The organism is Rhizobium sp. BK661, assembly GCF_024808825.1.
Classification (GTDB): domain Bacteria; phylum Pseudomonadota; class Alphaproteobacteria; order Rhizobiales; family Rhizobiaceae; genus Rhizobium.
In genome coordinates, this window is record NZ_JANTYT010000001.1 from 626,028 (window position 1) to 648,364 (window position 22,337).

The following is a 22,337-nucleotide window of genomic DNA, read 5'->3' on the forward strand; positions in this document are numbered from 1 at the left end:
TATCGGCGCGAGCGCCGTTGAACTCAAAAGGCCTCGGCGGCCAAGGTCATCATCGTTTCCGCACCGGTTTCGATCCGGGCCTTGCGCAGCGCCGTTTCCGGCATGATCCGCTCCATGAAGAAGCGCGCGGTGATCAGCTTGTTGCGAAGGAATGCCTCGCGATCCGCGTCTCCCGTAGCAAGGCCGTCCTCGGCAGCCTTCGCCATCTTCGCCCACATGTAGCCGAGCACGACGAGGCCGAAGAGGTGCATGTAGTCGGTCGAGCCGGCGCCGGCATTGTCTGGCTTGGCCATGGCGTGCTGCATGAACCACATGGTCGCCGCCTGCACGTCGTTCAACCCCTTCTTCAGGTTCTTGGTGAAGAAGGTCATCTGTTCGTCGTTACGGTTCTCCTCGCAGAAATCGCCGATTTCCTTGAACAGTGCCATGACGGCGCGGCCGCCGTTCTGGCCGAGCTTGCGGCCGACGAGATCGAGCGCCTGAATGCCGTTGGCGCCTTCATAGATCATGGCGATGCGCGCATCGCGCACATACTGGCTCATGCCGTGCTCTTCGATATAGCCGTGGCCGCCGAAGACCTGCTGGGCCATAACGGCGTGGTCGAAGCCCTTGTCGGTCAGGACACCCTTGAGGATCGGGGTGACGAAGCCGAGAATGTCGTCGGCGGTCTGGCGTTCCTTCTCGTCCGCCGAGCGGTGGGCGATGTCGGATTTCAGCGCCGTCCAGAGCAGGAAGGCGCGGCCGGCCTCGTTGAAGGCACGGATCGTCATCAGCGAGCGGCGGATATCCGGATGCACGATGATCGGGTCGGCCTTCTTCTCCGGCGCCTTCGGGCCGGAGAGCGAGCGGCCCTGGATGCGCTCGCGGGCGTAGTTGACGGCGTTCTGGTAGGCGATTTCCGAGATTGCCAGTCCCTGCAGGCCGACGCTGAGACGCGCCTCGTTCATCATCACGAACATGGCGCTGAGGCCCTTGTTCTCGGCGCCGATGAGGAAGCCGGTGGCCTCGTCATAGTTCATGACGCAGGTTGCATTGCCGTGAATGCCCATCTTGTGTTCGATCGCGCCGCAGGAGACCTGGTTGCGCTTGCCAACCGTGCCATCTGCCGTGACGAGATATTTCGGCACTATGAACAGCGAAATGCCCTTGGTGCCCTCGGGGGCGCCCTCGATGCGCGCCAGCACCAGATGGACGATATTGTCCGTCATGTCGTGCTCGCCGGCGGAAATGAAGATCTTCTGGCCTGATAGTCTGTAGCTGCCGTCTGCCTGCGGCACCGCCTTTGTACGCAGCAGGCCGAGATCGGTGCCGCAATGCGGCTCGGTGAGGTTCATGGTGCCCGACCATTCGCCGGAGACCATCTTCGGCAGATAGGTGTGCTTCTGCTCGTCCGAGCCATGGACGAGGATCGCCGCGATTGCACCCTGGGTCAGCCCGGGATACATCATCAGCGACATGTTGGCAGCGGACGTATATTCGCCGACAGCCGCATGCAGTGCGTAGGGGAGGCCCTGTCCGCCGAATTCCTCGGGAACGGCAAGCCCGATCCACCCGCCCTGGCAATAGGCGTCGTAGCCGCCCTTGAAACCATCGGGAACGGAGACCGATCCGTCTTCGTGGCGCACGCAACCTTGCTGATCACCTGAATAGTTGAGCGGAAATAGCGCTTCCTCCGCAACTTTCGCAGCCTCGCCGAGGATCGCCTCGATCATGTCAGGCGTGGCGTCGGCAAACCCCGGAAGATTGTTGTAGCGTTCCAGGCCGAGCACGTCATTCAGCACGAAGAGCGTGTCGTTAACCGGGGCCTTGTAGACTGGCATCGTTCGAATTCCTCCAATTCGGCACGCCGGATGACACCGGCATTCGAGAGTCTCTTACAAAATATTGACGTTTGCGTAAACGTCAAATTTTGCGCGGACTCGAATTTCTGATGACGATTGTGTGTGCGCTGTCGGGAAGGGCGGGCCAAGAACGTCCTAGGGCTGTCGAACCCATCATCGGAGCAGCAACGAGGAGGACAATCCATGCTCAAGGTCAGTTCGAACCTCTGGTTTGAGAAGGACGTCCGGGAGGCCGTCGAATTTTATGTGGCGACCATCCCGAATTCGTCCATGGGGCGCACGACCATCCTGCCGGCCGAAACGCCGAGCGGCCCTCCGGGCAGCGTCATCATCATCGAGTTCAAGCTCGGGCATCAGGATTTCGTGGCGATGCAGGCCGGCCCGCTCGATGCGTTCAACCACGCCTTCTCGGTCTCGGTACAGTGCGAGACACAACAGGAGATCGACAGGATTTGGCGCGCCTTCCTGGAGAACGGCGGCGTCGAAGAACAGTGCGGCTGGCTAAGGGATCGCTGGGGCTTGTGCTGGCAGATCGTTCCGCGTGTTCTGTCGGAGATGGTCGCAGATCCCGACCGCGAACGCGCCAAGCGCGTCACCGAGGTCATGCTCGGAATGGTCAAGCTCGATATCGCGAAGCTCGAGGCAGCGTATCGCTAGTCGCCCGGCTCGCGACTCCCTCCCGCAACGGCTCGCAGTCGCTGCGGGAGAACTGTTAGAGCGGCATACTATAAGGGTGCTATCTTTCGCGGGTGGCTGTGTATACAAGAAGGCGCCCACCGATAATGCGGATGCCTGATGACTTCCACCGCTGCCTTCTACCGTTCCAGTTTGATCATGCTCGCCGTCGGGGTGCTGATCCTGCTTGGCATTGTTGGCTCGTCGATCTGGCTGGTGCGTGCCAACAACAATTACTCCGAGGAGACGGCCTCGCTTCGTCGCGTGCGGAGTTCGATCGTTGGCCTTCTGACAACGGTGCAGGACGCGGAAACCGGCCAGCGAGGCTTTCTGCTGTCGAGCGACCTCAGCTATCTCGAGCCATACGACAAGGCGCTGCAGGCGTTGCCTGAACGCCGCAAGGCTCTGGTCGACAACGTCTCGCCGCTGCCAAACTACGCCCTGCAACTCGATGCACTGAGCACGGCCATAGACGGCAAGCTGCAGGAGCTTTCGACCACGGTTGCGCTTGCCAAGGAAGGCAAGCTCCCCGAGGCCGTGGCTATCGTTCGCGATGACGCCGGCCGCGAATACATGGATAAGGTGCGCACGATCCTCGGCGATTTCCTCGAGCAGACCGACGACCGCCTGCGCGTCCTCGTGCAGGCGCAGCTCTCGGCCGCCGGCAATCTGCAATGGGTGACGATCGGCGGTGCGATCGCGATCCTGATCGTGCTCGGCGGCGCGATCATGATCATCGTGCAGCATGTGCGCGATCTGCAGGCGGCAACCGACGAGGTCGAACTTCTCAACGTTGGGCTGGAGACACGTGTGCGCGAGCGCACGGAGGAGGTCATCCGCGCCAACCAGGAAATCCAGCGTTTCGCCTACATCGTCACCCACGATCTGCGCGCGCCGCTCGTCAACATCATGGGCTTCCTCAGCGAGCTCGACACGGCGATGAAGTCGGTCACGGCTTACATTCTTGCAGACGACAAGTCGCCGACTGCGGAGGAAATTCGCGAAGCCCGGCAGGCGGTCGAGGAGGACCTGCCTGAAGCTCTCGGTTTCATCCGCTCGTCGACGCGCAAGATGGACTCGCTGATCAACGCGATCCTGAAGATTTCGCGTGACGGTCGCAGGAAGCTTCAACCGGAGCGTATTGACCTCAAATCCCTGCTGGAAACGGCGGCCGCAAACGTTCAACACCAGCTGTCCGAATCCGACGGAGCGGTGGACATCCGCGTCCGCGCGGGCGCGGTCATCACCGATCGTTTTTCGCTTGAACAGATTTTCGGCAATCTTTTCGACAATGCTGTGAAGTACCAGATGCAAGGTCGGCCGCTGGCGCTTGAGATCGACGCCCGTCCGGATGGTCCGGGCCGCGTGCGGATCGATTTCAAGGACAATGGACGCGGCATCGGGCCTCAGGACCTCGAACGGGTGTTCGAGCTGTTTCGTCGGGCGGGAGAGCAGGATCAGCGCGGCGAAGGCATTGGCCTTGCGCATGTGCGCTCGTTAATACGAAATTTGGGCGGAGACATTACGGTCGAATCCGAACTCGGCCAGGGCAGCACCTTCATTCTGACGCTGCCGTCCGACCTCACGAAAATCGTCCGGAGCATGGAATCATGAAAGCCACGGGTCAGGAAGTAACGATCGTCATGATCGAGGATGACGAGGGCCACGCCCGTCTCATCGAAAAGAACGTGCGCCGCGCCGGCGTGCACAACGAGATCGTGCCCTTCACCCTCGGCAAAAGCGCGCTCGACTACATCCTCGGGCCGAGCCGCGATGGCGTGGTCAGCAAGGATCGTTATCTGCTCGTGTTGCTCGATCTCAACCTGCCCGACATGTCGGGCCTCGACATTCTCGAGCAGATCAAGAGCAACGAATACACCCGCCGCCTTCCCGTCGTCGTGTTGACGACCACGGACGACGAGCGGGAAATCCAGAAGTGCTACGATCTCGGCGCAAACGTCTACATCACCAAGCCAGTCGACTATGACGGTTTCGCCACCGCGATCCGCAATCTCGGCCTGTTCTTCTCCGTCATCCAGATCCCCTAACGAGTAGCCAATATCTGTGCGCATTCTTTACATCGACGATGATCCGGCTCTAGCCCGTCTTGCCACACGGGTCCTTGCGCGCAGTGATTTCGAAGTCATTCATGCCCCGTCGATCACCACCGGGCTCGAACTGTTCGAAGCCGAGGAATTCGAGGCGGTCGTTCTCGATCACTATTTCGAGAACCAGACGGGCCTGCATTTCCTCGAGGCAATCGCCGAAACCCATCGGCGAACGCCGGTTCTTTATGTGACAGGGTCGAGCGACGCCGACGTGGCGATCAAGGCGCTGAAGGGTGGCGCTGCGGACTACGTCGTCAAGACCGCGACGGACGACTTCTTCCCGCTTCTCGTCAGCGCGCTCGAGCAGGCGCTGGAAAATGCACGCCTGCGCAGCGAGAAGGAAGAGGCGGATCGGCAGCTCGTCGTCGCCAAGGAGCGCGCGGAACTGCTGCTCGCCGAAATGAATCATCGTATCGCCAACAGCCTGTCGCTTGTTTCAGCGATGATCCGCATGCAGATGCAGATTGCTCGCAGCGATGAAACGAAGACGGCGCTTGACGAGACGCAGAACCGGATCACGGCGATCGCCGGCGTCCACCGCAGTCTCTACACGTCAAGTGACGTCGGCGAAGTGCAGCTCGACGTCTATCTGCGGCCGCTGCTGGCAGAGTTGCACGGCACAAGCAGTTTTTCGCGCGGCATAGCGGTCCAATCCGACCTTTGCCGCATATCAACGACCGCCGACAGGGCCGTTGCACTCGGCGTCATCCTGACAGAGTTGGTGACCAACGCGATGAAGTACGCCTATCCCGGGGCGGAGGGCGAGGTGCGCGTTGTCCTGCGAAGAACCGAAGACGGCGGCAATGTGTTGTCCGTCGAGGACGATGGCGTCGGCTTCGATCGGGCGAGCGGGCCAAAGGGGACCGGCCTCGGCACACGCCTGATCAACGCCATGACGACGACACTCGGTGCGGAGATCACCTACGGCCGTGATGGTAAGTCGACGGGCACATATGTGGCCGTGCGCTGGCACTGAGAACGCGATCACGAACGGTCGCGACCGGCAGACCTGGCCTGTCCATGTGTTCCATCGATGCGTCGGGGCGGCGTGTTGAATCGGACAAAGCCCATAGCGCGACACAGAAATGATAATGATTGCCATGCCTGTGCGTGAAGCTTTCGTCTAACCTTTGTCGGAACTGTTTGCTTCCGGGAGAAGACACGCTAGATTTCGCAGGCAGACTGATGAAAGAGCTTTGGAGGAGCGATTTTATGAGACGGATGTGGCCGGAGGAGTTCAATTCCATTCTCGATGGAGCCGAGGAAGTCACGCTGGAACTGCCGGCTGTTGAGCACGAAGACGGCTCACGCAGCGAAGCGGTGAGCCGCAAAGCCCTGAAGGTCCGCATATCCATGGAGGACTATGAGCGCATCTGGCCGCTGGCCGAAATGCGTTACCGTCTCGACGGCAAGATGGCCGGCAAGGCGATCACCCTGATCACGACAAGCCCGCACTATCATCGCTGGCATCCCGCCGATGGCGGCAGTGTCGACAAAGTGTCCGACAGCGGCCGCCACTACACGACGAAATATGTCGTCGTGCATTTCCTGCTCGACGATGTGAGGGAAACGGCGGCCGCCTAGGCCGCCGCCCAAATCACGCGGCGTCCAGCGCCTGTTGCAGATCGGCGACGAGATCATCCGGATGCTCGATGCCGATCGACAGGCGGATCGTCGATTCCAAAACGCCGATCCGTTGGCGCACGTCGGACGGCACGCCGGAATGCGTCATCGTTGCCGGATGGCTGGCGAGCGATTCCGTGCCGCCCAGGCTGACCGCGAGCTTGAAGATCTGCAGGGCGTTCAGGAACTTGAAGGATGCCGGCTGACCGCCCTTGATGTCGAAGGAGAAGGTGGATCCGGCACCGGTGCACTGCGCCGCAAAGGTCTTTCCAAGCGGTGAGTTGGCATCGTGATAGGGCAGGTAGTGAATCTTCTCGACCTTCGGATGCTCGCGCAGGAAATCGGCAACGACGCGGGCATTGTTGTCAGCGCGCTCCATGCGGATCTGCAGCGTTTCCAGCGAACGACCGAGCATCCAGCAGGAGTGCGGGTCGAGCTGGGTGCCGATGGCGCCGCGTAGCGCCTTGACCTGCTTCATGACTGCCTTCGAGCCGAGGGCTGCGCCGGCGATCAGATCCGAATGGCCGCCGACATATTTGGTCAAAGAATAGAGCGAAATGTCCGCCCCGTGCTCAATCGGTCGCTGGAAGACCGGACCAAGCAGCGTGTTGTCGCAGGCAATAACAGGCGTATGCCCCTGCTTCCTGCCGATCGCGTCGGCGACGCGGCGGATCATTGCGACATCGACGAGGCTGTTGGTCGGATTGGCTGGCGTCTCGACGAGGATCATTGAGACCCGGCCCTTGGCCATGGCTTGTTCCGCAGCCGATTGCACCGACGCTTCGCTGACGCCGTCGGCGAAGCCCACGGCAGCAACGCCGAGATTGAGGAAGGTCTTTGCCAGCAGCGTCTCCGTTCCACCATAGAGCGGTTGCGAATGCAGGACGGCATCACCCGGCCGGACGAAGGCCAGCAGTGTTGTCGCGATTGCCGACATGCCTGACGAAAAGAGGGCGCAGCTTTCGGTCCGTTCGTAGACCGCAAGCCGGTCCTCGACGATCTCGCTGTTGGGGTGATTGAAGCGGGAATAGACCAGCCCGGCGCCCTTGCCAGCTGGTGGCTCCTTGCGGCCGGAGACATAATCGAAGAAGTCGCGGCCATCCTCGGCAGACTTGAAGACGAAGGTCGAGGTCAGGAATACCGGCGGCTTGACTGCCCCTTCCGACAATTCCGGATCGTAGCCATAGTTCAGCATCTGCGTTTCGGGATGCAGGGCGTGGTTGCCGATGTGGGTCTTGGAAGGGTGCGGTGCGGTCATTGTCGTCTCCTCGCGCGATGCCGTGATGCTGGCAAATTATATCAGAATGCGACGGCTGTTCTTGCTATTTGCCGCGCGGTTATGCTCTTTGAAGCAACTTAGTGCGGAGAATGAAGCATTGTGACGCAGAAAATTGCTGACGAGATGGATCGGAAGATCCTCAAGGAGTTGATGAATGACGCCCGTCTGCCAAACAACGAACTTGCCGAGCGAGTCGGACTTTCTGCATCCGCTTGTCTTCGCCGTCTGCGCCGGCTGGAGGACGCGGAAATCATTCAGGGCTATACGACCCTCGTCGATCCGGCGGTCGACGGCTGGACGATGACGGCGCTGGCTTCGGTTCGGCTCAGTCGCCAGCACGAGGATGAAATCCAGATGTTCGAGAGTGCGGTTCGCGGATGGGACGAGGTGCTCGAGTGCCATCTTGTCACCGGATCACGGGACTATGTGCTGAAGGTGATGAGTTCGGGTCTCGAGGATTACGAGCGCTTCATCAAGGAAAAGATTGCCCGGCTGAAATGCGTCGATACTATCGAGACCAGCTTCGTGATGAACACGATCAAGGCGCGGCGGGTGTGATATCCGCGAGAGCTTGATCTTGCGCCCAGGTTTCGGACAAAACGACCGGAGGATAGCGATGACCGAGTTTCCCTACCGTTCCGCTTTGATCGTCGGTGCAGGCCCGGGTCTCAGCGCCTCGCTTGCACGTCAATTGACGCGGCGCGGCGTCAAGGTCGCGCTGGCGGCGCGCAACGTTGACAAGCTGAGCAAGCTCACTGACGAGACCGGGGCGAGGATGTTTGCGGCGGATGCCGCCCAGCCGGCGTCCGTCGCGGCGCTTTTCGATGAGGTCGCGGCAGCCATCGGCGATCCGGAGGTTGTCGTCTACAACGCCAGCGGCCGGCTACGTGGCCCCTTGGCCGAACTCGATCCGGCAGCGGTCGAGCAGGCAATTGCCGTCAGCGCCTATGGCGGCTTTCTCGTCAGTCAGCAGGCGGCAAGGCGCATGCTGCCGTATGGGCGCGGCGCAATCCTATTTACCGGAGCGACGGCGAGCGTGAAGGGATATGCCCAGTCGGCCGCGTTCGCCATGGGCAAATTCGCGCTTCGCGGCCTTGCCCAGAGCGCTGCCCGTGAACTCGGGCCGAAGGGCATTCACGTCGCCCATTTCATCATCGACGGTGGAATCCGATCGGAGATGCGCCGGGAGGATCCGGCCAAGCCGGATGCGATGCTCGACCCCGATGCCATCGCGCAGACCTATATCGACGTCCTGCTGCAGCACAGGAGCGCCTGGTCGCAGGAAATCGAGGTGCGACCGTGGACGGAATCGTTCTGATAGCGGCCTAACATGCGCACACCGCCTAATGTTGCGGACGCGGCACGCGCAGGTCGGTTTTGACACGGAAACCGGCCGAAAATCCTCAAAAGTTAAAAAAATCTCACGCCGATTAACGGGTTGTTTACCACGTTTCGTGAATGGTGCTGTCTGAGCATTGGCGACTTGCATTCCTTTTTTCAGTCTCGCGTTTCATGGGAATGCCGCTACGCCGTACAGGTTGAGGAAAGTCTAATTGATTATCCCTTCATGAACGGTGCTCTCGTCCGCATTCCGGTGCGGCGGTGACGGAAGCCAATGATCGGCCCTGACGAGGGTTCGGACAGATGAAGCGAGCAAGAAGATGAACGGATCGCGATCAAATTCCCCACGGCATTCCGACAGGGCGTCGCTCGATGCGCTGAACCGCACCATCGAAGGTCTGGAGGCGAGGATCGAGGGCTTGATCGGCACCAATCCACGCGATCAGCGTCAGCGCGCTCCCGCGCCGGAGCGTGAGATCTATGCCGATCCCTATGTCGCCCGCGCGCCCTATACGGCCGAAGCGCGACCCGATCCTTTCGCCGAAATTCGCCAGCGCCAGCGCATCCTCGAAGCCAGCCGCGAACGCCCGGCAGCGCGCGAGCCTGCCTCCTACACGCGCGAGCAGCCGGCGGCCGCTCCGCGTGCACCTCTTCCGGTCGCCGAACGCGCGCCGCGCGCCCCGGCTCCGCAACCGGGCAACAGAGCCGCCGAAGACACGATGACCGAGATCGCGCAAGCGCTGGTCAACCTTCGCCAGGACCTGAAGCGTGACATCTCCGATGGCGTGACCCGGGAAATGAATGCGCTGCGCGACGAAATCCGCAGCATCAAGGTTGGAGCGGAAGACCGCCGCTTCGCCGATGACATCCGCGCCGATATGAGCCGTCTCGCCAGCAGCATCGACCAGCTTGCCGGCCGTTCCAACGCGCCTGAGGCGCAAGGCTTGCGAGGTGAGTTCGAAGAGCTGCGTTCGCTGATGGACGGGCTCGCACGCGAAGATTCGATCCGCCACATGGAAACCCGCTGGGACGGATTCGAGAACCAACTGCACGCGCTCGACACCGCAGGCCTGCAGGAGGAGCTTGTCGCGCTCGCCTACCGGCTCGATGACATCAAGCGCCATATCGGTGGCATGGGCGATAGCCCGGCCGTGCGGGTTCTCGAAGACAAGCTTATCTCCATCGCGACGGCGATGGAGCAGTTCGGCAGCATGATCCAGCCGCACGACCGGGCGATGTCCGAGCAGTTTGCGGCGATGGACAGCCGCCTCGACGAAATCAGCCGCGCCATCGCCGCAACCAGTCGTGCGGCCGCAAGCGGCGATCCGGCCATGATGCATCGCCTCGAAGGCCGCCTGAATGCGCTTGGCGACCAGATCGACATGATGGGCCGCAGCGTTGCCAGTCGGGCCGCGCCGACGGATGCCCTGGCGGATCGGCTCGAAACTCTGACGCTGCGCGTCGAGGAACTTGCCAACGCCGAGGCAACGTCGCGCCTCGATGAACGTCTGGAGCACTTGTCCTACCTGCTCGAGCGAAACCACAAGGCTGCGCCGCAGCCGGAGCTGACAGGCGCACTTGCCGACATTTCGCGCAAGATCGATGCGCTCGAGACCGGTTCGGTCAATGATGCGCTGGCGCAGCGCCTCGACTATCTCGCCCGCCGCATCGACGAGATGGACTTCCAGCCGCTTCAACCTGTCGCGGCCCCAGTGGACGACAGCGCCTTCCGCCGCATCGAAAGCAGGCTTGGCGATATCGCCGCGCGCCTCGAGGAGAGCACTGCAGCACCGGCGGCCGACCCGCACGCGCTGAAGAGCCTTGAGGATCAGATCGCAAACCTGTCGGCGCTGATGAGCGAGCCACGACCTGCGGCCGAGCTGCCGGCGGAGTTCGACAGGCGGATGGGCGCCATCGAAGACTACATGGCGACCAGCGACGAATATATCATCGAGGCTGCCCGCCAGGCGGCGGAAGCAGTGGTCGAGGCCTATGCGAGAAGCGGCGCCCTGCAAGGCGGTGCACCGGCAGCCGCCGACATGTCGGCGCTGAATGCGCTTGCCGAAGACCTGCGCCAACTGGAAGATTTGAGCCGCAGCAGCGAGGAGCGCACGCACAAGACCTTCCAGGCGCTGCATGAAACGCTTGTTCAGATCGCCGAGCGCCTCGACACCATGGAAGATCGCGCCGTCGCAAGACCGGCGCCGAGAATGCCTATCGCCGATGTCGATTTCGCGGTCGATCCCTACGCGATGATGCAGGCTGGCGCCGAAGACGCCCTGAAGCCCGTTGCGTTCGGAACCCGTACATCGGTCAGCCGCGAGCCCGAGGTTGCCGAGGAAGCACCCCTCGTTCCGGTCATGGCGGCAACGGATACCAGTGTGATCGCGATCGAGGCAGCGACGAAGACGGCAGCCTCTCCCTCGAAGGGCAGCCTGCTTTCCAGCCTTGGCAAGCGTCTGCTGCCCAGCAAGAAGGCGACGGCGGAAACGGCCGTCACCGAACGGACCGTTGTCGATCCTGCGCCGTCGATCGATCCGGTCGATGTGATGCCACCGGAGGCCGCCAATGAGCCGCTTGAACCGGGCTCGGGTGCACCTGACATCAAGAAGATCCTGGAGCGGGTGCGCGCCAGCCAGAACGCCGCCCGGACAAACGCCAAGCCGGCAACGGAAAACGAGCGCGCCGACTACATAGCCGCCGCTCGTCGCGCCGCGCAGGCCGCCGCCATGGAAACCGAGCCGACCGCCAAGCCGCAGCTGGCGAAGGCCGAGAAGAAGGCAAAGGACAAGGATACGACCAAGGGCGGCGCTTTCTCGCGCTTCCGCCGTCCGATCCTGCTCGCCGTCGGCGCAGTCCTGTTGGCGATCATGGCCTTCCCGTTGGCCCGCACGCTGACCAGCGGCCAGCCGGCGCCGTCCGCCGAAGTTGCAGTACTGACGGATTCGTCCAGCAATGTCCTTCCGGTCGATAGCGAAACCGCACCCGACCAGGTGGTAGCAACCGCTCCGGCAGTCCCGGCCGAAGAAGCCCCTGTCGTGCCGCTCGCAAGCGCCGATCCAACGCCCGCACCGGCCGTACCCGACCACTTGACGGCGACAGCACCATTGAATGGCGATGCGGCCGCTCCACTTGCGCCCTCCGGCACTCCGCAGGATGCCTCCGGCTTCGTGGCCAAGGATACGGCCCCGGTTGCCGCTGGCGTGGCCGCCGCGCCCGCCCCGGCGGTGGAAACAGCCGGCATCGCCATTCCGGACGTCGTGCAGCCGAAGTCGCTTGCCGATGCCGCCAAAAGCGGCGACCCGCTGGCGCTCTTCGAGATCGGCGCCCGCTATAGCGAAGGTCGTGCCGGCATTGCCGCCGATCCGAAGGAAGCGGCACACTGGTACCAGCTTGCGGCCGACAAGGGCTTCGCGCCGGCTGAATACCGTCTCGGCAACATTTATGAAAAAGGTACGGGCGTTGACCGCGACGTCGCCAAGGCGAAGCAGCATTACGAGCAGGCCGCCAACAGCGGCAACGCAAGCGCGATGCACAATCTCGCCGTGCTTTATGCATCGGGCGCGCTAGGCCAGCAGGACTACAAGGCGGCCGCGGACTGGTTCATCAAGGCGGCCGACCTCGGCATCGCCGACAGCCAGTTCAATTTGGCGATCCTTTGCGCTCGCGGCAACGGCGTCGTGCAGGACCTGACCGAATCCTACAAGTGGTTTGCGATTGCTGCCAAGGGCGGCGACAAGGACGCCGCACAAAAGCGCGACGAAGTGGCGAACGCGTTGAAGCCTGATCAGCTGGAGAAGGCGCGTGCCAAGGCTGACCAATGGAAGGCGGCACCGCTTGACAGCAAAGCGAACGCTGTCGACGCTCCTGACGAGTGGGTCGGCAACGCCACCAAGACCTCGACCGTCGACATGAAGAAGGCGATCCGCAACATCCAGGCGATCCTCAACAACAACGGCTTCGATGCTGGTCAGCCGGACGGCGAGATGGGCGCGAAGACGGTCGCGGCGATCAAGAACTTCCAGAAGTCGGTCGGCCAGGAGCCGAGCGGCAAGATCAACGACGATACGGTGAAAGCTTTGCTGGAGCGCAATAAGGGCCCTGCCACCAAGGTCTGATGGCAGCGCGCCAGGCTCTTGGGGCGACGCGCCTGCTCGCGTGGGCAGGCCCGTGCAAGCTTCGCCGAGTATTTATGGGCAAGCTTGGAGTCCGTTCATGCGGCTCAGAGGCGGGCGGTTGTATCTATCGCAGCTCAAGAAGAATAAATTTCGCATTTGGCGCGTGTTGTTCCAAAAATGCCATTTGCAAAATATTGCAACTATGATTCTTCTTGCTGCGTAAGTGCTCTGCGTATCGTGATTCGGTGAATGTCTTTGATGCTGAATGATTTGGCGGAGATTCCGAATGATTAGTCTTGATATTGAGAGTTGGGCGCTGACGCGAGCTCACCATATCGTCCTGAACGAGGGGTTGAATCTTGCGAAGGCGGCGCAAGATCTGGATCGCAAACGGTCGCGCACACTGGTTTACGAGCTTCAGAAAGTCATTGCTGCCGCCATCCTTGAAGCGCATGCGGCCTCTTTGAATTCCGACAGGCAGCTCGCTGCCCAAGAGACCTGATCGCAGTCCGTCGCGGGAGCCGCCGGTCCAAGGGGTAGAGCCAGGCGCCTGCTTTGCGTCTTCTTCGTTGCGATTCTTTTCTGGCAGCTTGCATCGGTCGACTGGACGATCGTCTGCCTATGGTTTGCCGGCCTCCGCGTCGAGGGTATCGATCAATCTGGCCATGACGAGCCGGGCTGCCTCGAGCTCGGTGGCGATGAAGGACTGCCCGAGCCTGTCGGCCCAACCTGCTTGCGCTATTTCGATAGCGGCGAGGCGGGCTTCACCCTCCTTCGTCAGCTGTACGAGCTTGGCGCGCTGATGCTGCGGGTTGTCGACGTAGCTGATCAGCCCATCATCCTCCAACGTGTCCGCCAGCCGCTGCACACCCTGCCGGGCGACCCCGAGCATCCGGGCGATCTGCGCGACGGAATGTGTGCCGTTTCGCGCCCCCGCGAGTACCTGCCAGCGAGCGCTCGTCTGCCCGGCGGGCTTTGCCAACTCATCGCCGGCGGTGGTCAGGCGACCGGCAAGCCGCAATGCGGTGATAGCAAACAGCGAGAACGCATCGCCTTCCACCGTCCGCTTCGAATGGTTACGTTTGACAACATGTTGTCGCTTTGCTATCTCGTCAATCATGACAACATATTGTCATTATTGGGAGCTCTTGCAAAGGGCCGGAGGAGGAATTCCATGAAGAAGACCTACACGGGCAGCTGCCATTGCGGCGCGATCCGCTACGAGGTCGATGTTGACCTGCAGGCTGGCACCGGGCGTTGCAATTGCTCGGTCTGCGGCAAGCGGCGTTATTGGGGGGCCATTGCTAAGCCCGAGGATTTCCGTCTGCTATGTGAAGAGACGGCGGCTGGCGATTATCAGTTCGCAACGATGAGCGGCCATCACCGCTTTTGCACCACCTGCGGCCTGCATGCCTACGGACACGGCCATATCGAGGAGATCGGCGGGGACTACGTGTCAATCAACGTTGCCTGTCTCGACGACATATCACCAGAAGAGCTTGCCGCACTGCCCGTCCGCTTCATGGACGGGCGCCACGACAACTGGTGGAACGAGCCCGCTGTGACGAGTTACCTCTAGACGCTGAAAGGCTCTAGCCGCAGGCCGGGACTCTCGCAGCCCGGCCGCGCTCGGCGCGAAGACCGAGCAGCCCGGCTCCGCTCACGAGAATGATCGCCGTTGCATAGAGGTCGGCGGTTATTTGGTAGCCGAGCGATTTGGTCAGGAAGCCGGCGAGGATGGCCGGCAGGCTGAAGGCGAGGTAGCTCTGGATATAGAAGGCGGACAGGAGGCCGGCACGCTCATCAGCCTTTGCAAGTGGCATGATTGTGCCGATTGAGCCGAGGAAATTTGTGCCGAAGCCCGCGCCTGTCAGGAGCGTGCCGATAAGCAGCAGCGGGACGTTGCCGAGATGGACGCCTGCGACGACGGTCAAAATTCCAAGTGTGGTCGCGGCTGTGCCGAAGCCGAGATTGGCGGCGCCGGACTTGTTCCTCCTGCAATAGACAGCCACTGCGCCCGATACCATCAACGCGGTCACGATCGAGCCACCCGTGAGCGGCGCCCGGCTGCCGGTTGTGCTGGCAACCAGTGAGGGGACCAGCGAGAGGTAGAACCCGCCAAGCGTCCAGTTGGCGATGTTGATCGGCGTCACCAGGGCGAGCGGGCGTTTCACCTGCGGCGGAATTGAGATCGTCGGTTTCAGCGAGTTCCAGAAACCCGGCCGGCGACCACCGGTTTCGCCGGTCGCCCAGATCGCGGCGGCCTGTCCTGCGAAAGCAGCGAGCAGGATCGCATAGACGAGGTGAAGCGGGAACGGTCCGTACTGGATCAGAGCGCTGGTGCCGATGGCGCCGACGGCCATGCCGGAAAGCGGCGCGATCGAGTTGACGAGTTGGCCCTTGGCGCGGTCGATATCGACAAGGGCTGCGCCGATAGACGCGCCGGCAATGCCGGTTGCCAGTCCCTGGACGATCCGCGCGGCAACCAGCCAGCCGGGACCGCTTGCCACAACGAACAGCCCCATGGCGATGATCTCCAGAATGAGCGCCGTGAAGATCACCGGCTTGCGACCGAGGTGATCGGAGATCGAGCCGGCGATCAGCAATGCTGCGAGGAGCGCGAATGCATAGACCGCGAAAATGACGGTGACCAGCACCGGCGAGAGGGCAAGATTTTCCTGATAGATCCGGTAAAGCGGCGTCGGCGCGGCCGATGCGCCGAAGAAGGTTGCCAGCGTAATCGCGTGGAAGCGGATCGGATTGCGCGAGGTCTCTGTGGAATTGGCGGCGCGGAACATATAGCCTCTTAAAGCTAATTCGATGCGTTAGCCATTTAGGTCGACTCAACGCTAAAAGCAAATAATTTGCGTTAATGGATCGGTCAAAGATTTTGAACCATGCGCCGGGCAGGAAGACAGGACTTAAGAATATGGCAGCTAAGGAAAATCTCCGCCCCGGTGGCCGCAGTGCCCGAGTGCAGGCGTCCGTGCATCAAGCGGTGCGCGCGCTGCTTGCCGATATGGACCGGGCGGATGTCACGATCCCGCTGATCGCCGCAAGGGCTGGTGTCACGCCCTCAACGATTTACCGTCGCTGGGGCGATCTGCAGGAACTGCTGGCGGATGTCGCTGTCGAGCGCCTGCGCCCCGACATGCAGCCAATCGACACCGGCAGCGGTCGCGGGGATCTTCAAGCCTGGGCGGAGCAATATGCCGAAGAAATGTCCTCGGGCATCGGACGCGAGATGATCCGTGACGTGCTCGCCGCGCAAGACAACGCCAACGCCTGCCAGTGCTCTGCCTTCACGCGTGAACAGATGCAGCTGCTGAGCAACCGGGCGCTTGCCCGTGGCGAAAGCTTTCCGACTGTCGATGCCGTCATGGATCAGGTCGTTGCACCTATCGTCTACCGCATTCTGTTTGACGACGCGCCGAGTGCGGAGCGCGTGCGTGGCCTTGTGGCCGAGGTAATGACCAAGGCCTAGCCGCTCACTCGGCTGCCGCGCGTTTGTGCGCCGAAATCTGCGTAATGTGGGCCCTGAGCGCCGCCGGGCGTACCGGCTTGTGTTGGATGCCGATTCCGTGTCGCTCCGCTTCGGCGCGGACCTCCGGCGTCCGATCCGCCGTGACGATCAGCGCCGGGATGAAGGCGGCGAACCGTTCCCTCAGCGTCAGAATGGCGGCAACGCCTGTGCCGTCGCCAAGGTGGTAGTCGGCAATAACCAGGTCCGGAGGCGGCTGACGGGCACCGAGCCCGCTGATGGCGCTTAGCGAATCGACGCACTGGACCTCGCAACCCCAGCCGCTGATGAGGAGCTGCATGCCTTCCAGGATGTGCGGCTCATTGTCGACGCAGAGGACCTTCAGTCCCTTGAGGCTCTGCGCCGAATGCTCGACCGGCTGCACGGCGCCAACCGATTCGACCAGCCTGGACGTCTCGCGCGGCATGACGATGCGGAAGTCCGTGCCCTTGCCGTGCGTCGAATGCAGTTCCACCGGGTGATTGAGAACGCGCGCGATGCGGTCGACGATCGACAGGCCGAGGCCCAGTCCAGAGGCCGTCTTGGCACCCTCGTCGAGCCGAGCGAACTCCTTGAAGACCGTCCGGAACTTCGACGGCGGGATGCCGATCCCCGAATCCATCACCTGGATCACCACCTGGTTTCCGCGCCGCCGCGCGCCGACCAGCACCTTTCCGTCGACTGTGTACTTGATCGCGTTGGAAACGAGGTTCTGCACCAGGCGGCGCAGCAGGTTCGGATCGGAACGGACCCTGAGCGTGGTTGGCATCACCACCAGTTTCAGCTTCTTTTCGCGGGCGATCGGCGCGAAGTCGGTCTGAATCCGCTCCAGTAGATCGGAAAGCGGCACCGAGGCTAGCCGTGGCCGCATGGCTCCGGTATCGAGCCGCGAAATATCCAGCACGGCTCCAAGGATGGTCTCTACCGATTCCAGCGCGGAATCGATGTTGCGAACGATGGCGCTGCTGTCGGACTGGCCCATGCGCTCGACCAGCGCCGATGAGTAGAGCCTGGCGGCATTGAGCGGCTGCAGGATGTCGTGGCCGGCGGCGGCAAAGAAGCGCGTCTTGCCGAGATTGGCTTCATCCGCCGCTGCCCTTGCCTCGCCGAGTTCGTGGTTGACGCGAGTGAGCTCGGCGGTTCGTTCGGCAACGCGCTGTTCCAGCGTTTCGTTCGCCTGCTTCAGCGCCCGGTCGGCTGCAACGCGTTGGGTGATATCGGTAAAGGTCGCCACGATACCTTTGTCCGGCATTGCGTTCGAGCGCACTTCGATGATCCGCTCGCCGCCGCCGAGCACCAGCGCGAAGGGCTTGTCCAGCGTCAGGAAGTGACGGACGGTGTGGTGCACGTCGCCGGCTGGAATATCGCCGCGCTGGCTGAGGATCGCCACGATGTCAGCCAGCGGGAAGCCGACTTGTCCGGCGTTTTCGGGCAGATCGAGCAGTTGTCGGAAGCGTCGGTTCCAGATCGTCAGGTTGTTCGAGCTGTCGAAGACCGCGATGCCCTGGTCCATCTGCGAAAGCGCTGTCTGCAGCATGTCCTGGTTATATTGCAGCGCCTCGCTTGCCTGGTCGAGCAGCCAGGCCGTATCGGCGGAGGCGTCCTCCATCTTCTGAAGGATCAGCGACAGAACGAGCCGGGCGGAGGAGGATCCGATGGCGCTGCCGAGCAGCTGCTCGGTGAAGTGAATGAGCGCCATGTCCGCCGGCTGATCGTCCTCCAGCTTGCGGCCCGAATTCTGCTGATAGGTCTGGAACGACCGTTCCATGCGCTCCTCACCGAGGTAGCGCGAGATTGTCGCCTTCAGGTCGGCGATGCTGATGCGAGTTTTCCAGCCGCGCGTCGCAAACTGCGAGCGCGACTGCCGCTTGACGAAGATGCCGGCCTGGATGCGTTCGAGCGGTCGCGCATTGCGGGTCACCGAACCGATGATGAAGAAGGCCGTGTTGACGAGCAGGCTCATGACCGTGGCATTGACCAGCGGGTCGGCGTCGGGCCCGCTGAAAACCGTCGTGCCCGGAAACAGGAATCCAAGGACCGCCCTTGCGACGGAAGAGTAGTCCGGTCCGCCAAGTGATGGGAGGAACAGCAGGTAGATCCAGATCACGAAGCCGGAGGTCAGCCCCAGGATGGCGCCGCGCGCGTTGGCCCGCCGCCATAAGAGGCCGCCGAAGAGCGAAGGCGCCATCTGGGCGATGGCGGCAAAGGAGAGCAAGCCGATCGAGGCAAGCCCGGTCGTGCTGTCGGTCGATCGATAATAGGCGTATCCGAGTAAAAGCACGGCGAAGATCGCACTGCGCCTGACGTTGAGCAGGGTTTTGGCGAAGTCGTTGCGCTGTCCGGTACGGTCGGTCAGCTTCCGGTGCAGGAAGATCGGCATGATGATGTCGTTGGACACCATGATCGACAGCGCCACCGATGCGACGATCACCATGGCCGTTGCTGCCGAAAACCCGCCGATAAAGGTGATCAGCGAGACAACAGGCATCTGCCCGGCAAGCGGCAGCGAGAGCACATAAAGATCCGCATTGCCCCCACCGCCGAAGGTTAGCAGGCCGCCGATCGCTACCGGCAGCACGAAGAGATTGATGACGATGAGGTATAGCGGGAACAACAATCCCGCGAGCCGGAGCTCCCGCGCCGTCCTGTTCTCGACAACCGTGACGTGGAATTGTCGCGGCAACATAATGATGGCGAAGGCCGACAGCAGAATGAGGGTGATCCAGCGGCTGAGCGGCGTCTGATAGTGGAGAGCCGAGAGCACCAGCTGGTTTTCGGCGGCCCTCTGCCAGAGGTCGGACGGGCCGTCGAATAGGAACCAGATCACGCAGACGCCGGCCGTCAGGAAGGCGAACAGCTTGACGACCGACTCCATGGCAATGGCGAGGATCAGCCCGTCCTGGTGTTCGGTTGCATCGGTGTGGCGCGTGCCGAACATGATCGCGAAGCAGGCGAGGACCAGAGTGACCAGCAGCGGCAGGTCAAGGAAGTAGAGATTGCCGCTGCCGATGCCGTAGTCCGACGGATCGAGCATCGCCGTTACGGTGGTGGACACCGATTTGAGCTGCAGCGCGATATAGGGGATGGCGCCGACCAGCGAGATCAGCGCAACGATGGTCGCGACCGTGGAATTCTTGCCATAGCGCGCAGAAATGAAGTCGGCGACGGATGTCAGCTTTTCCGCCTTGGCGAGCTCGATGATCCGGCGCAGCAGCGGCATGCCGAGCGTGAACATCAGGACCGGTCCGATATAAATCCCCAGGAACTCCAGCCCGCGCTGCGATGCCTGTCCGACGCTGCCGAAGTAAGTCCAGGATGTGCAATAGATCGCAAGGCTGAGTGCATAGACGACCGGCCGCCCGCCTGGCGGCGTGCCGAACATCCGCCGCTTGCGATCGCCATGGCTTGCCACGGCAAAGAGCAGCAGCAGATAGCCGAATGCAGATGCGAGTATGACCCAACCTGGCAGCATCGAACCTCCGCCAGCGCACCACGCGCCGGCTCTCCCGGATGCTTCGAGACTACGGCAATTCCCCACCTTTGAACATCAGGGGGCATCTAGGCATTAAGTCAAAGGCCGCTCACCCCAGCCGATATTCTGTAATTAGCGATTGAATAATTGCATCGAAGATGTAGCTAATGAAAACAATGACCTGTCAGTGAAACTGCATCAGAGGGAGACGGATCGGATGCTCAACGAGTTCAAAGCATTTATCGCCCGCGGCAATGTCATGGACCTTGCAGTCGGTGTCATCATCGGCGGTGCGTTCGGCGGTATCGTCAAGTCGTTGGTGGACGACGTCATCATGCCGATCGTCGGGGCTCTCTTCGGGGGCTTCGATTTCTCGAACTACTTCATCGGTCTGTCGTCCAACGTCAATGCGCCGACTCTGGCCGCCGCACGCCAGCAGGGTGCGGTTCTTGCCTATGGCAGCTTCATCACGGTCATGATCAACTTCCTCATTCTCGCCTGGATTATCTTCCTGATGGTCAAGGGCGTGAATACGCTGCAGAAGCAGGTGGACAAGCAGCTGAAGCTCAAGCAGGCCAAGGAAGAGGACGCTCCGCCACCGGCCGATGTCGCGCTTCTGACTGAAATCCGCGACCTGCTGGCCAAACGCCCGGCCTGATGGCCTTGAGCCCGCCGACGAAGGCCGGGCTCGTCCATCCATCACGAAAAACGATATTGCATCACCGATTGTCATGGGATTTGCCGCCGCTTTTGCTTTAAGTAGGCGCAAACCGGAGTGATGCATGTCGATTGTGAGCAGCCTTAGCCCGCGCGCCGTCCTGGCGCCCGAAAGCGGGATCGTCGAAGTCGTCAACTATGCCCGTGGCCGTGATGGCCTGCTGCCGCTTTGGGTCGGCGAGGGGGATTTGCCGACGCCCGAGTTCATCAACAAAGCGGCGATGGATGCGCTTTCCGGCGGCGAGACCTTCTATACCTATCAGCGTGGCATTCCCGAGCTGCGTCAGGCGCTCTCTGATTACTACGCCAGGCATTTCGGCGTCACCCTGCCGGTCGAGCATTTCTTCGTCACCGGTTCCGGCATGCAGGCGATCCAGATCGCCGTGCAGGCGCTGACCTCGCCAGGCGATGAACTCGTCTACTTGACCCCTGCTTGGCCGAACATCGCGGCAGCCCTGGAAATTGCCGGCGCGCGTTCCGTCGCAGCCCAGCTGAGTTTCGAAGGTGGCAAATGGGCGGTCGATCTCGATCGCATCGCGGCGGCCATCACGCCGAAGACCAAGGGACTGTTCATCAACACGCCGTCCAATCCAACTGGATGGACCGCAAGCGAAGACGACCTTCGGGCCATCCTGGCGCTGGCGCGCACGCATGATCTCTGGATCATGGCGGATGAGATTTATGCCCGCTACTACTTTGCTGGCGGTCGCGCGCCCTCTTTCCTCGACGTGATGGAGCCGGACGACAAGGTGATGTTCGTCAACTCCTTCTCGAAGAACTGGTCGATGACTGGCTGGCGTGTCGGCTGGATTGTCGCCCCGCCGCAGGCCGGTCAGGTGCTCGAAAACCTGATTCAATACTCGACGTCGGGCGTGGCGCAGTTCATGCAGCGTGGCGCTGTAGCGGCCCTGAATGACGGCGACAGCTTCGTGCAGTCCAACATCGACAAGGCCAGGCGCTCCCGCGACATCTTGTGTGACGCGTTGATCGCCACGAACCGTGTCGAGACGCTGAAGCCGGACGGTGCCCTTTACGCATTCCTGAAGATCGACGGCGTGACCGACAGCCGCAAGGCGGCGATCGACATCGTCGACAAAACGGGTGTTGGCCTGGCGCCGGGCGCGGCCTTCGGTCCGGGCGGTGAGCTCTTCCTGCGCGCCTGCTTCCTGCGCGATCCGGCCCAAGTCCAGATCGCCGCCGACAGGCTGTGCGACTACATCCTGAAGCTCTGAGCGAATTTGCGGCATATCACGCGGCGCCAGCCAGCTCATGAGCTGGCCTCGCCGCTCCACTCGGCCCCGTCACTCTACTCGGCTTTGCCGCGACCTGCCGCGTCAAGCGCCTGCACGCTGGCGGCAGCAACTAGGCCGGTCAGGACGATTCCGGAGAGTCCGATCGGCAGGATGAGCATCCGCGCCACAGTATGCTTGGGCGCAAGGTCGCCATAGCCGATCGTGAGACCAGTTACGAAGGTGAAGTAAAGGGTTTCACCGATCCGCCAACCCTCGATCCGACCGATGACAAACCCGGATCCGATCATGATGACAAGGACTCCCGAGAAGATAGGCCAGAGTACGCGAACCTGCTGAAGCAGCGCGGCAAAGAACAGCCGTCTCATCCGTTTGGCTTGGTTCCTGGAGCCT

General features: G+C 61.9%; 19 protein-coding genes. 13 read left to right on the forward strand and 6 right to left on the reverse strand.

Features of this window, described 5'->3' with window-relative positions; translation table 11 throughout:
- Positions 1-23: 23 nt before the first annotated feature.
- Complete coding sequence (locus tag FHX16_RS03055) at positions 24-1,820, reverse strand: acyl-CoA dehydrogenase C-terminal domain-containing protein (protein WP_259126453.1); 1,797 nt, start codon at positions 1,818-1,820, stop codon at positions 24-26.
- Between the two features lie 204 nt (positions 1,821-2,024).
- Between FHX16_RS03055 and FHX16_RS03060 the strand changes: the two genes are divergently transcribed.
- From FHX16_RS03060 to FHX16_RS03080, 5 genes are all read left to right on the forward strand, one after another.
- Positions 2,025-2,498, forward strand: coding sequence for a VOC family protein (locus FHX16_RS03060; protein WP_183860314.1), 474 nt, complete (start codon positions 2,025-2,027; stop codon positions 2,496-2,498).
- 138 nt (positions 2,499-2,636) lie between these two features.
- Positions 2,637-4,130, forward strand: a complete 1,494-nt coding sequence (locus FHX16_RS03065; protein WP_259126456.1) for a CHASE3 domain-containing protein — start codon at positions 2,637-2,639, stop codon at positions 4,128-4,130.
- Positions 4,127-4,564, forward strand: a complete 438-nt coding sequence (locus FHX16_RS03070; RefSeq protein WP_183752807.1) for a response regulator — start codon at positions 4,127-4,129, stop codon at positions 4,562-4,564. Before FHX16_RS03065 ends, FHX16_RS03070 begins: the two co-directional genes overlap by 4 nt.
- A gap of 16 nt (positions 4,565-4,580) precedes the next feature.
- Positions 4,581-5,600, forward strand: coding sequence for a histidine kinase dimerization/phosphoacceptor domain -containing protein (locus FHX16_RS03075; protein WP_259126458.1), 1,020 nt, complete (start codon positions 4,581-4,583; stop codon positions 5,598-5,600).
- A 236-nt stretch (positions 5,601-5,836) separates the two neighbouring features.
- Positions 5,837-6,208, forward strand: a complete 372-nt coding sequence (locus tag FHX16_RS03080; protein ID WP_183860308.1) for a hypothetical protein — start codon at positions 5,837-5,839, stop codon at positions 6,206-6,208.
- Between the two features lie 13 nt (positions 6,209-6,221).
- Here FHX16_RS03080 and FHX16_RS03085 read toward each other — a convergent pair whose 3' ends face one another.
- On the reverse strand, positions 6,222-7,505 hold the full coding sequence (locus FHX16_RS03085) for a cystathionine gamma-synthase family protein (protein WP_259126459.1): 1,284 nt from the start codon (positions 7,503-7,505) through the stop codon (positions 6,222-6,224).
- 120 nt (positions 7,506-7,625) lie between these two features.
- On the opposite strand from FHX16_RS03085, the gene FHX16_RS03090 reads away from it, so the two are divergent.
- From FHX16_RS03090 to FHX16_RS03105, 4 genes are all read left to right on the forward strand, one after another.
- Complete coding sequence (locus tag FHX16_RS03090) at positions 7,626-8,084, forward strand: Lrp/AsnC family transcriptional regulator (protein WP_183860305.1); 459 nt, start codon at positions 7,626-7,628, stop codon at positions 8,082-8,084.
- Between the two features lie 58 nt (positions 8,085-8,142).
- Complete coding sequence (locus tag FHX16_RS03095) at positions 8,143-8,844, forward strand: SDR family NAD(P)-dependent oxidoreductase (RefSeq protein ID WP_183860303.1); 702 nt, start codon at positions 8,143-8,145, stop codon at positions 8,842-8,844.
- A gap of 343 nt (positions 8,845-9,187) precedes the next feature.
- Positions 9,188-12,985, forward strand: coding sequence for a peptidoglycan-binding protein (locus tag FHX16_RS03100; RefSeq protein ID WP_183860301.1), 3,798 nt, complete (start codon positions 9,188-9,190; stop codon positions 12,983-12,985).
- Positions 12,986-13,271: 286 nt separating this feature from the next.
- Positions 13,272-13,487 carry a hypothetical protein gene (locus tag FHX16_RS03105; RefSeq protein ID WP_016552681.1) on the forward strand — a complete coding sequence of 72 codons (216 nt, stop codon included), beginning with the start codon at positions 13,272-13,274 and terminating at the stop codon, positions 13,485-13,487.
- Positions 13,488-13,604: 117 nt separating this feature from the next.
- Here FHX16_RS03105 and FHX16_RS03110 read toward each other — a convergent pair whose 3' ends face one another.
- A complete protein-coding gene (locus tag FHX16_RS03110; RefSeq protein ID WP_183860299.1) occupies positions 13,605-14,105 on the reverse strand; it encodes a MarR family winged helix-turn-helix transcriptional regulator in 501 nt (166 codons plus the stop codon).
- 54 nt (positions 14,106-14,159) lie between these two features.
- On the opposite strand from FHX16_RS03110, the gene FHX16_RS03115 reads away from it, so the two are divergent.
- Positions 14,160-14,564 (forward strand): GFA family protein, encoded by a 405-nt coding sequence (locus FHX16_RS03115; RefSeq protein WP_183860297.1) that lies wholly within the window; start codon positions 14,160-14,162, stop codon positions 14,562-14,564.
- A gap of 13 nt (positions 14,565-14,577) precedes the next feature.
- On the opposite strand, the gene FHX16_RS03120 is transcribed toward FHX16_RS03115, so the two are convergent.
- Complete coding sequence (locus FHX16_RS03120; protein WP_259126461.1) at positions 14,578-15,783, reverse strand: MFS transporter; 1,206 nt, start codon at positions 15,781-15,783, stop codon at positions 14,578-14,580.
- 131 nt (positions 15,784-15,914) lie between these two features.
- Between FHX16_RS03120 and FHX16_RS03125 the strand changes: the two genes are divergently transcribed.
- A complete protein-coding gene (locus tag FHX16_RS03125; RefSeq protein ID WP_183860293.1) occupies positions 15,915-16,469 on the forward strand; it encodes a TetR/AcrR family transcriptional regulator in 555 nt (184 codons plus the stop codon).
- Positions 16,470-16,473: 4 nt separating this feature from the next.
- On the opposite strand, the gene FHX16_RS03130 is transcribed toward FHX16_RS03125, so the two are convergent.
- Positions 16,474-19,977: a PAS domain-containing hybrid sensor histidine kinase/response regulator gene (locus FHX16_RS03130; RefSeq protein WP_183860291.1), complete on the reverse strand. Its 3,504-nt coding sequence runs from the start codon at positions 19,975-19,977 to the stop codon at positions 16,474-16,476.
- 217 nt (positions 19,978-20,194) lie between these two features.
- Between FHX16_RS03130 and mscL the strand changes: the two genes are divergently transcribed.
- Entirely contained in the window at positions 20,195-20,635 is a 441-nt protein-coding gene (gene mscL, locus FHX16_RS03135; RefSeq protein ID WP_183752784.1) for a large conductance mechanosensitive channel protein MscL, read from the forward strand.
- Between the two features lie 124 nt (positions 20,636-20,759).
- Positions 20,760-21,926, forward strand: a complete 1,167-nt coding sequence (locus FHX16_RS03140; protein WP_183860289.1) for a pyridoxal phosphate-dependent aminotransferase — start codon at positions 20,760-20,762, stop codon at positions 21,924-21,926.
- 74 nt (positions 21,927-22,000) lie between these two features.
- Here the strand turns inward: FHX16_RS03140 and FHX16_RS03145 are convergent, their stop codons facing one another.
- A complete protein-coding gene (locus FHX16_RS03145; protein WP_183752780.1) occupies positions 22,001-22,312 on the reverse strand; it encodes a potassium channel family protein in 312 nt (103 codons plus the stop codon).
- Positions 22,313-22,337 lie beyond the last annotated feature (25 nt).

Bases quoted from the DNA above. Each gene is read 5' to 3' on its own strand.
- FHX16_RS03130 (WP_183860291.1), bottom strand. From the start codon at position 19,977: ATGCTGCCAGGTTGGGTCATACTCGCATCTGCATTCGGCTATCTGCTG.
- mscL (WP_183752784.1), top strand. From the start codon at position 20,195: ATGCTCAACGAGTTCAAAGCATTTATCGCCCGCGGCAATGTCATGGAC.
- FHX16_RS03080 (WP_183860308.1), top strand. From the start codon at position 5,837: ATGAGACGGATGTGGCCGGAGGAGTTCAATTCCATTCTCGATGGAGCC.
- FHX16_RS03145 (WP_183752780.1), bottom strand. From the start codon at position 22,312: ATGAGACGGCTGTTCTTTGCCGCGCTGCTTCAGCAGGTTCGCGTACTC.
- FHX16_RS03110 (WP_183860299.1), bottom strand. From the start codon at position 14,105: ATGATTGACGAGATAGCAAAGCGACAACATGTTGTCAAACGTAACCAT.
- FHX16_RS03085 (WP_259126459.1), bottom strand. From the start codon at position 7,505: ATGACCGCACCGCACCCTTCCAAGACCCACATCGGCAACCACGCCCTG.
- FHX16_RS03125 (WP_183860293.1), top strand. From the start codon at position 15,915: ATGGCAGCTAAGGAAAATCTCCGCCCCGGTGGCCGCAGTGCCCGAGTG.
- FHX16_RS03065 (WP_259126456.1), top strand. From the start codon at position 2,637: ATGACTTCCACCGCTGCCTTCTACCGTTCCAGTTTGATCATGCTCGCC.
- FHX16_RS03140 (WP_183860289.1), top strand. From the start codon at position 20,760: ATGTCGATTGTGAGCAGCCTTAGCCCGCGCGCCGTCCTGGCGCCCGAA.
- FHX16_RS03060 (WP_183860314.1), top strand. From the start codon at position 2,025: ATGCTCAAGGTCAGTTCGAACCTCTGGTTTGAGAAGGACGTCCGGGAG.
- FHX16_RS03070 (WP_183752807.1), top strand. From the start codon at position 4,127: ATGAAAGCCACGGGTCAGGAAGTAACGATCGTCATGATCGAGGATGAC.
- FHX16_RS03105 (WP_016552681.1), top strand. From the start codon at position 13,272: ATGATTAGTCTTGATATTGAGAGTTGGGCGCTGACGCGAGCTCACCAT.
- FHX16_RS03095 (WP_183860303.1), top strand. From the start codon at position 8,143: ATGACCGAGTTTCCCTACCGTTCCGCTTTGATCGTCGGTGCAGGCCCG.
- FHX16_RS03100 (WP_183860301.1), top strand. From the start codon at position 9,188: ATGAACGGATCGCGATCAAATTCCCCACGGCATTCCGACAGGGCGTCG.
- FHX16_RS03055 (WP_259126453.1), bottom strand. From the start codon at position 1,820: ATGCCAGTCTACAAGGCCCCGGTTAACGACACGCTCTTCGTGCTGAAT.
- FHX16_RS03115 (WP_183860297.1), top strand. From the start codon at position 14,160: ATGAAGAAGACCTACACGGGCAGCTGCCATTGCGGCGCGATCCGCTAC.
- FHX16_RS03120 (WP_259126461.1), bottom strand. From the start codon at position 15,783: ATGTTCCGCGCCGCCAATTCCACAGAGACCTCGCGCAATCCGATCCGC.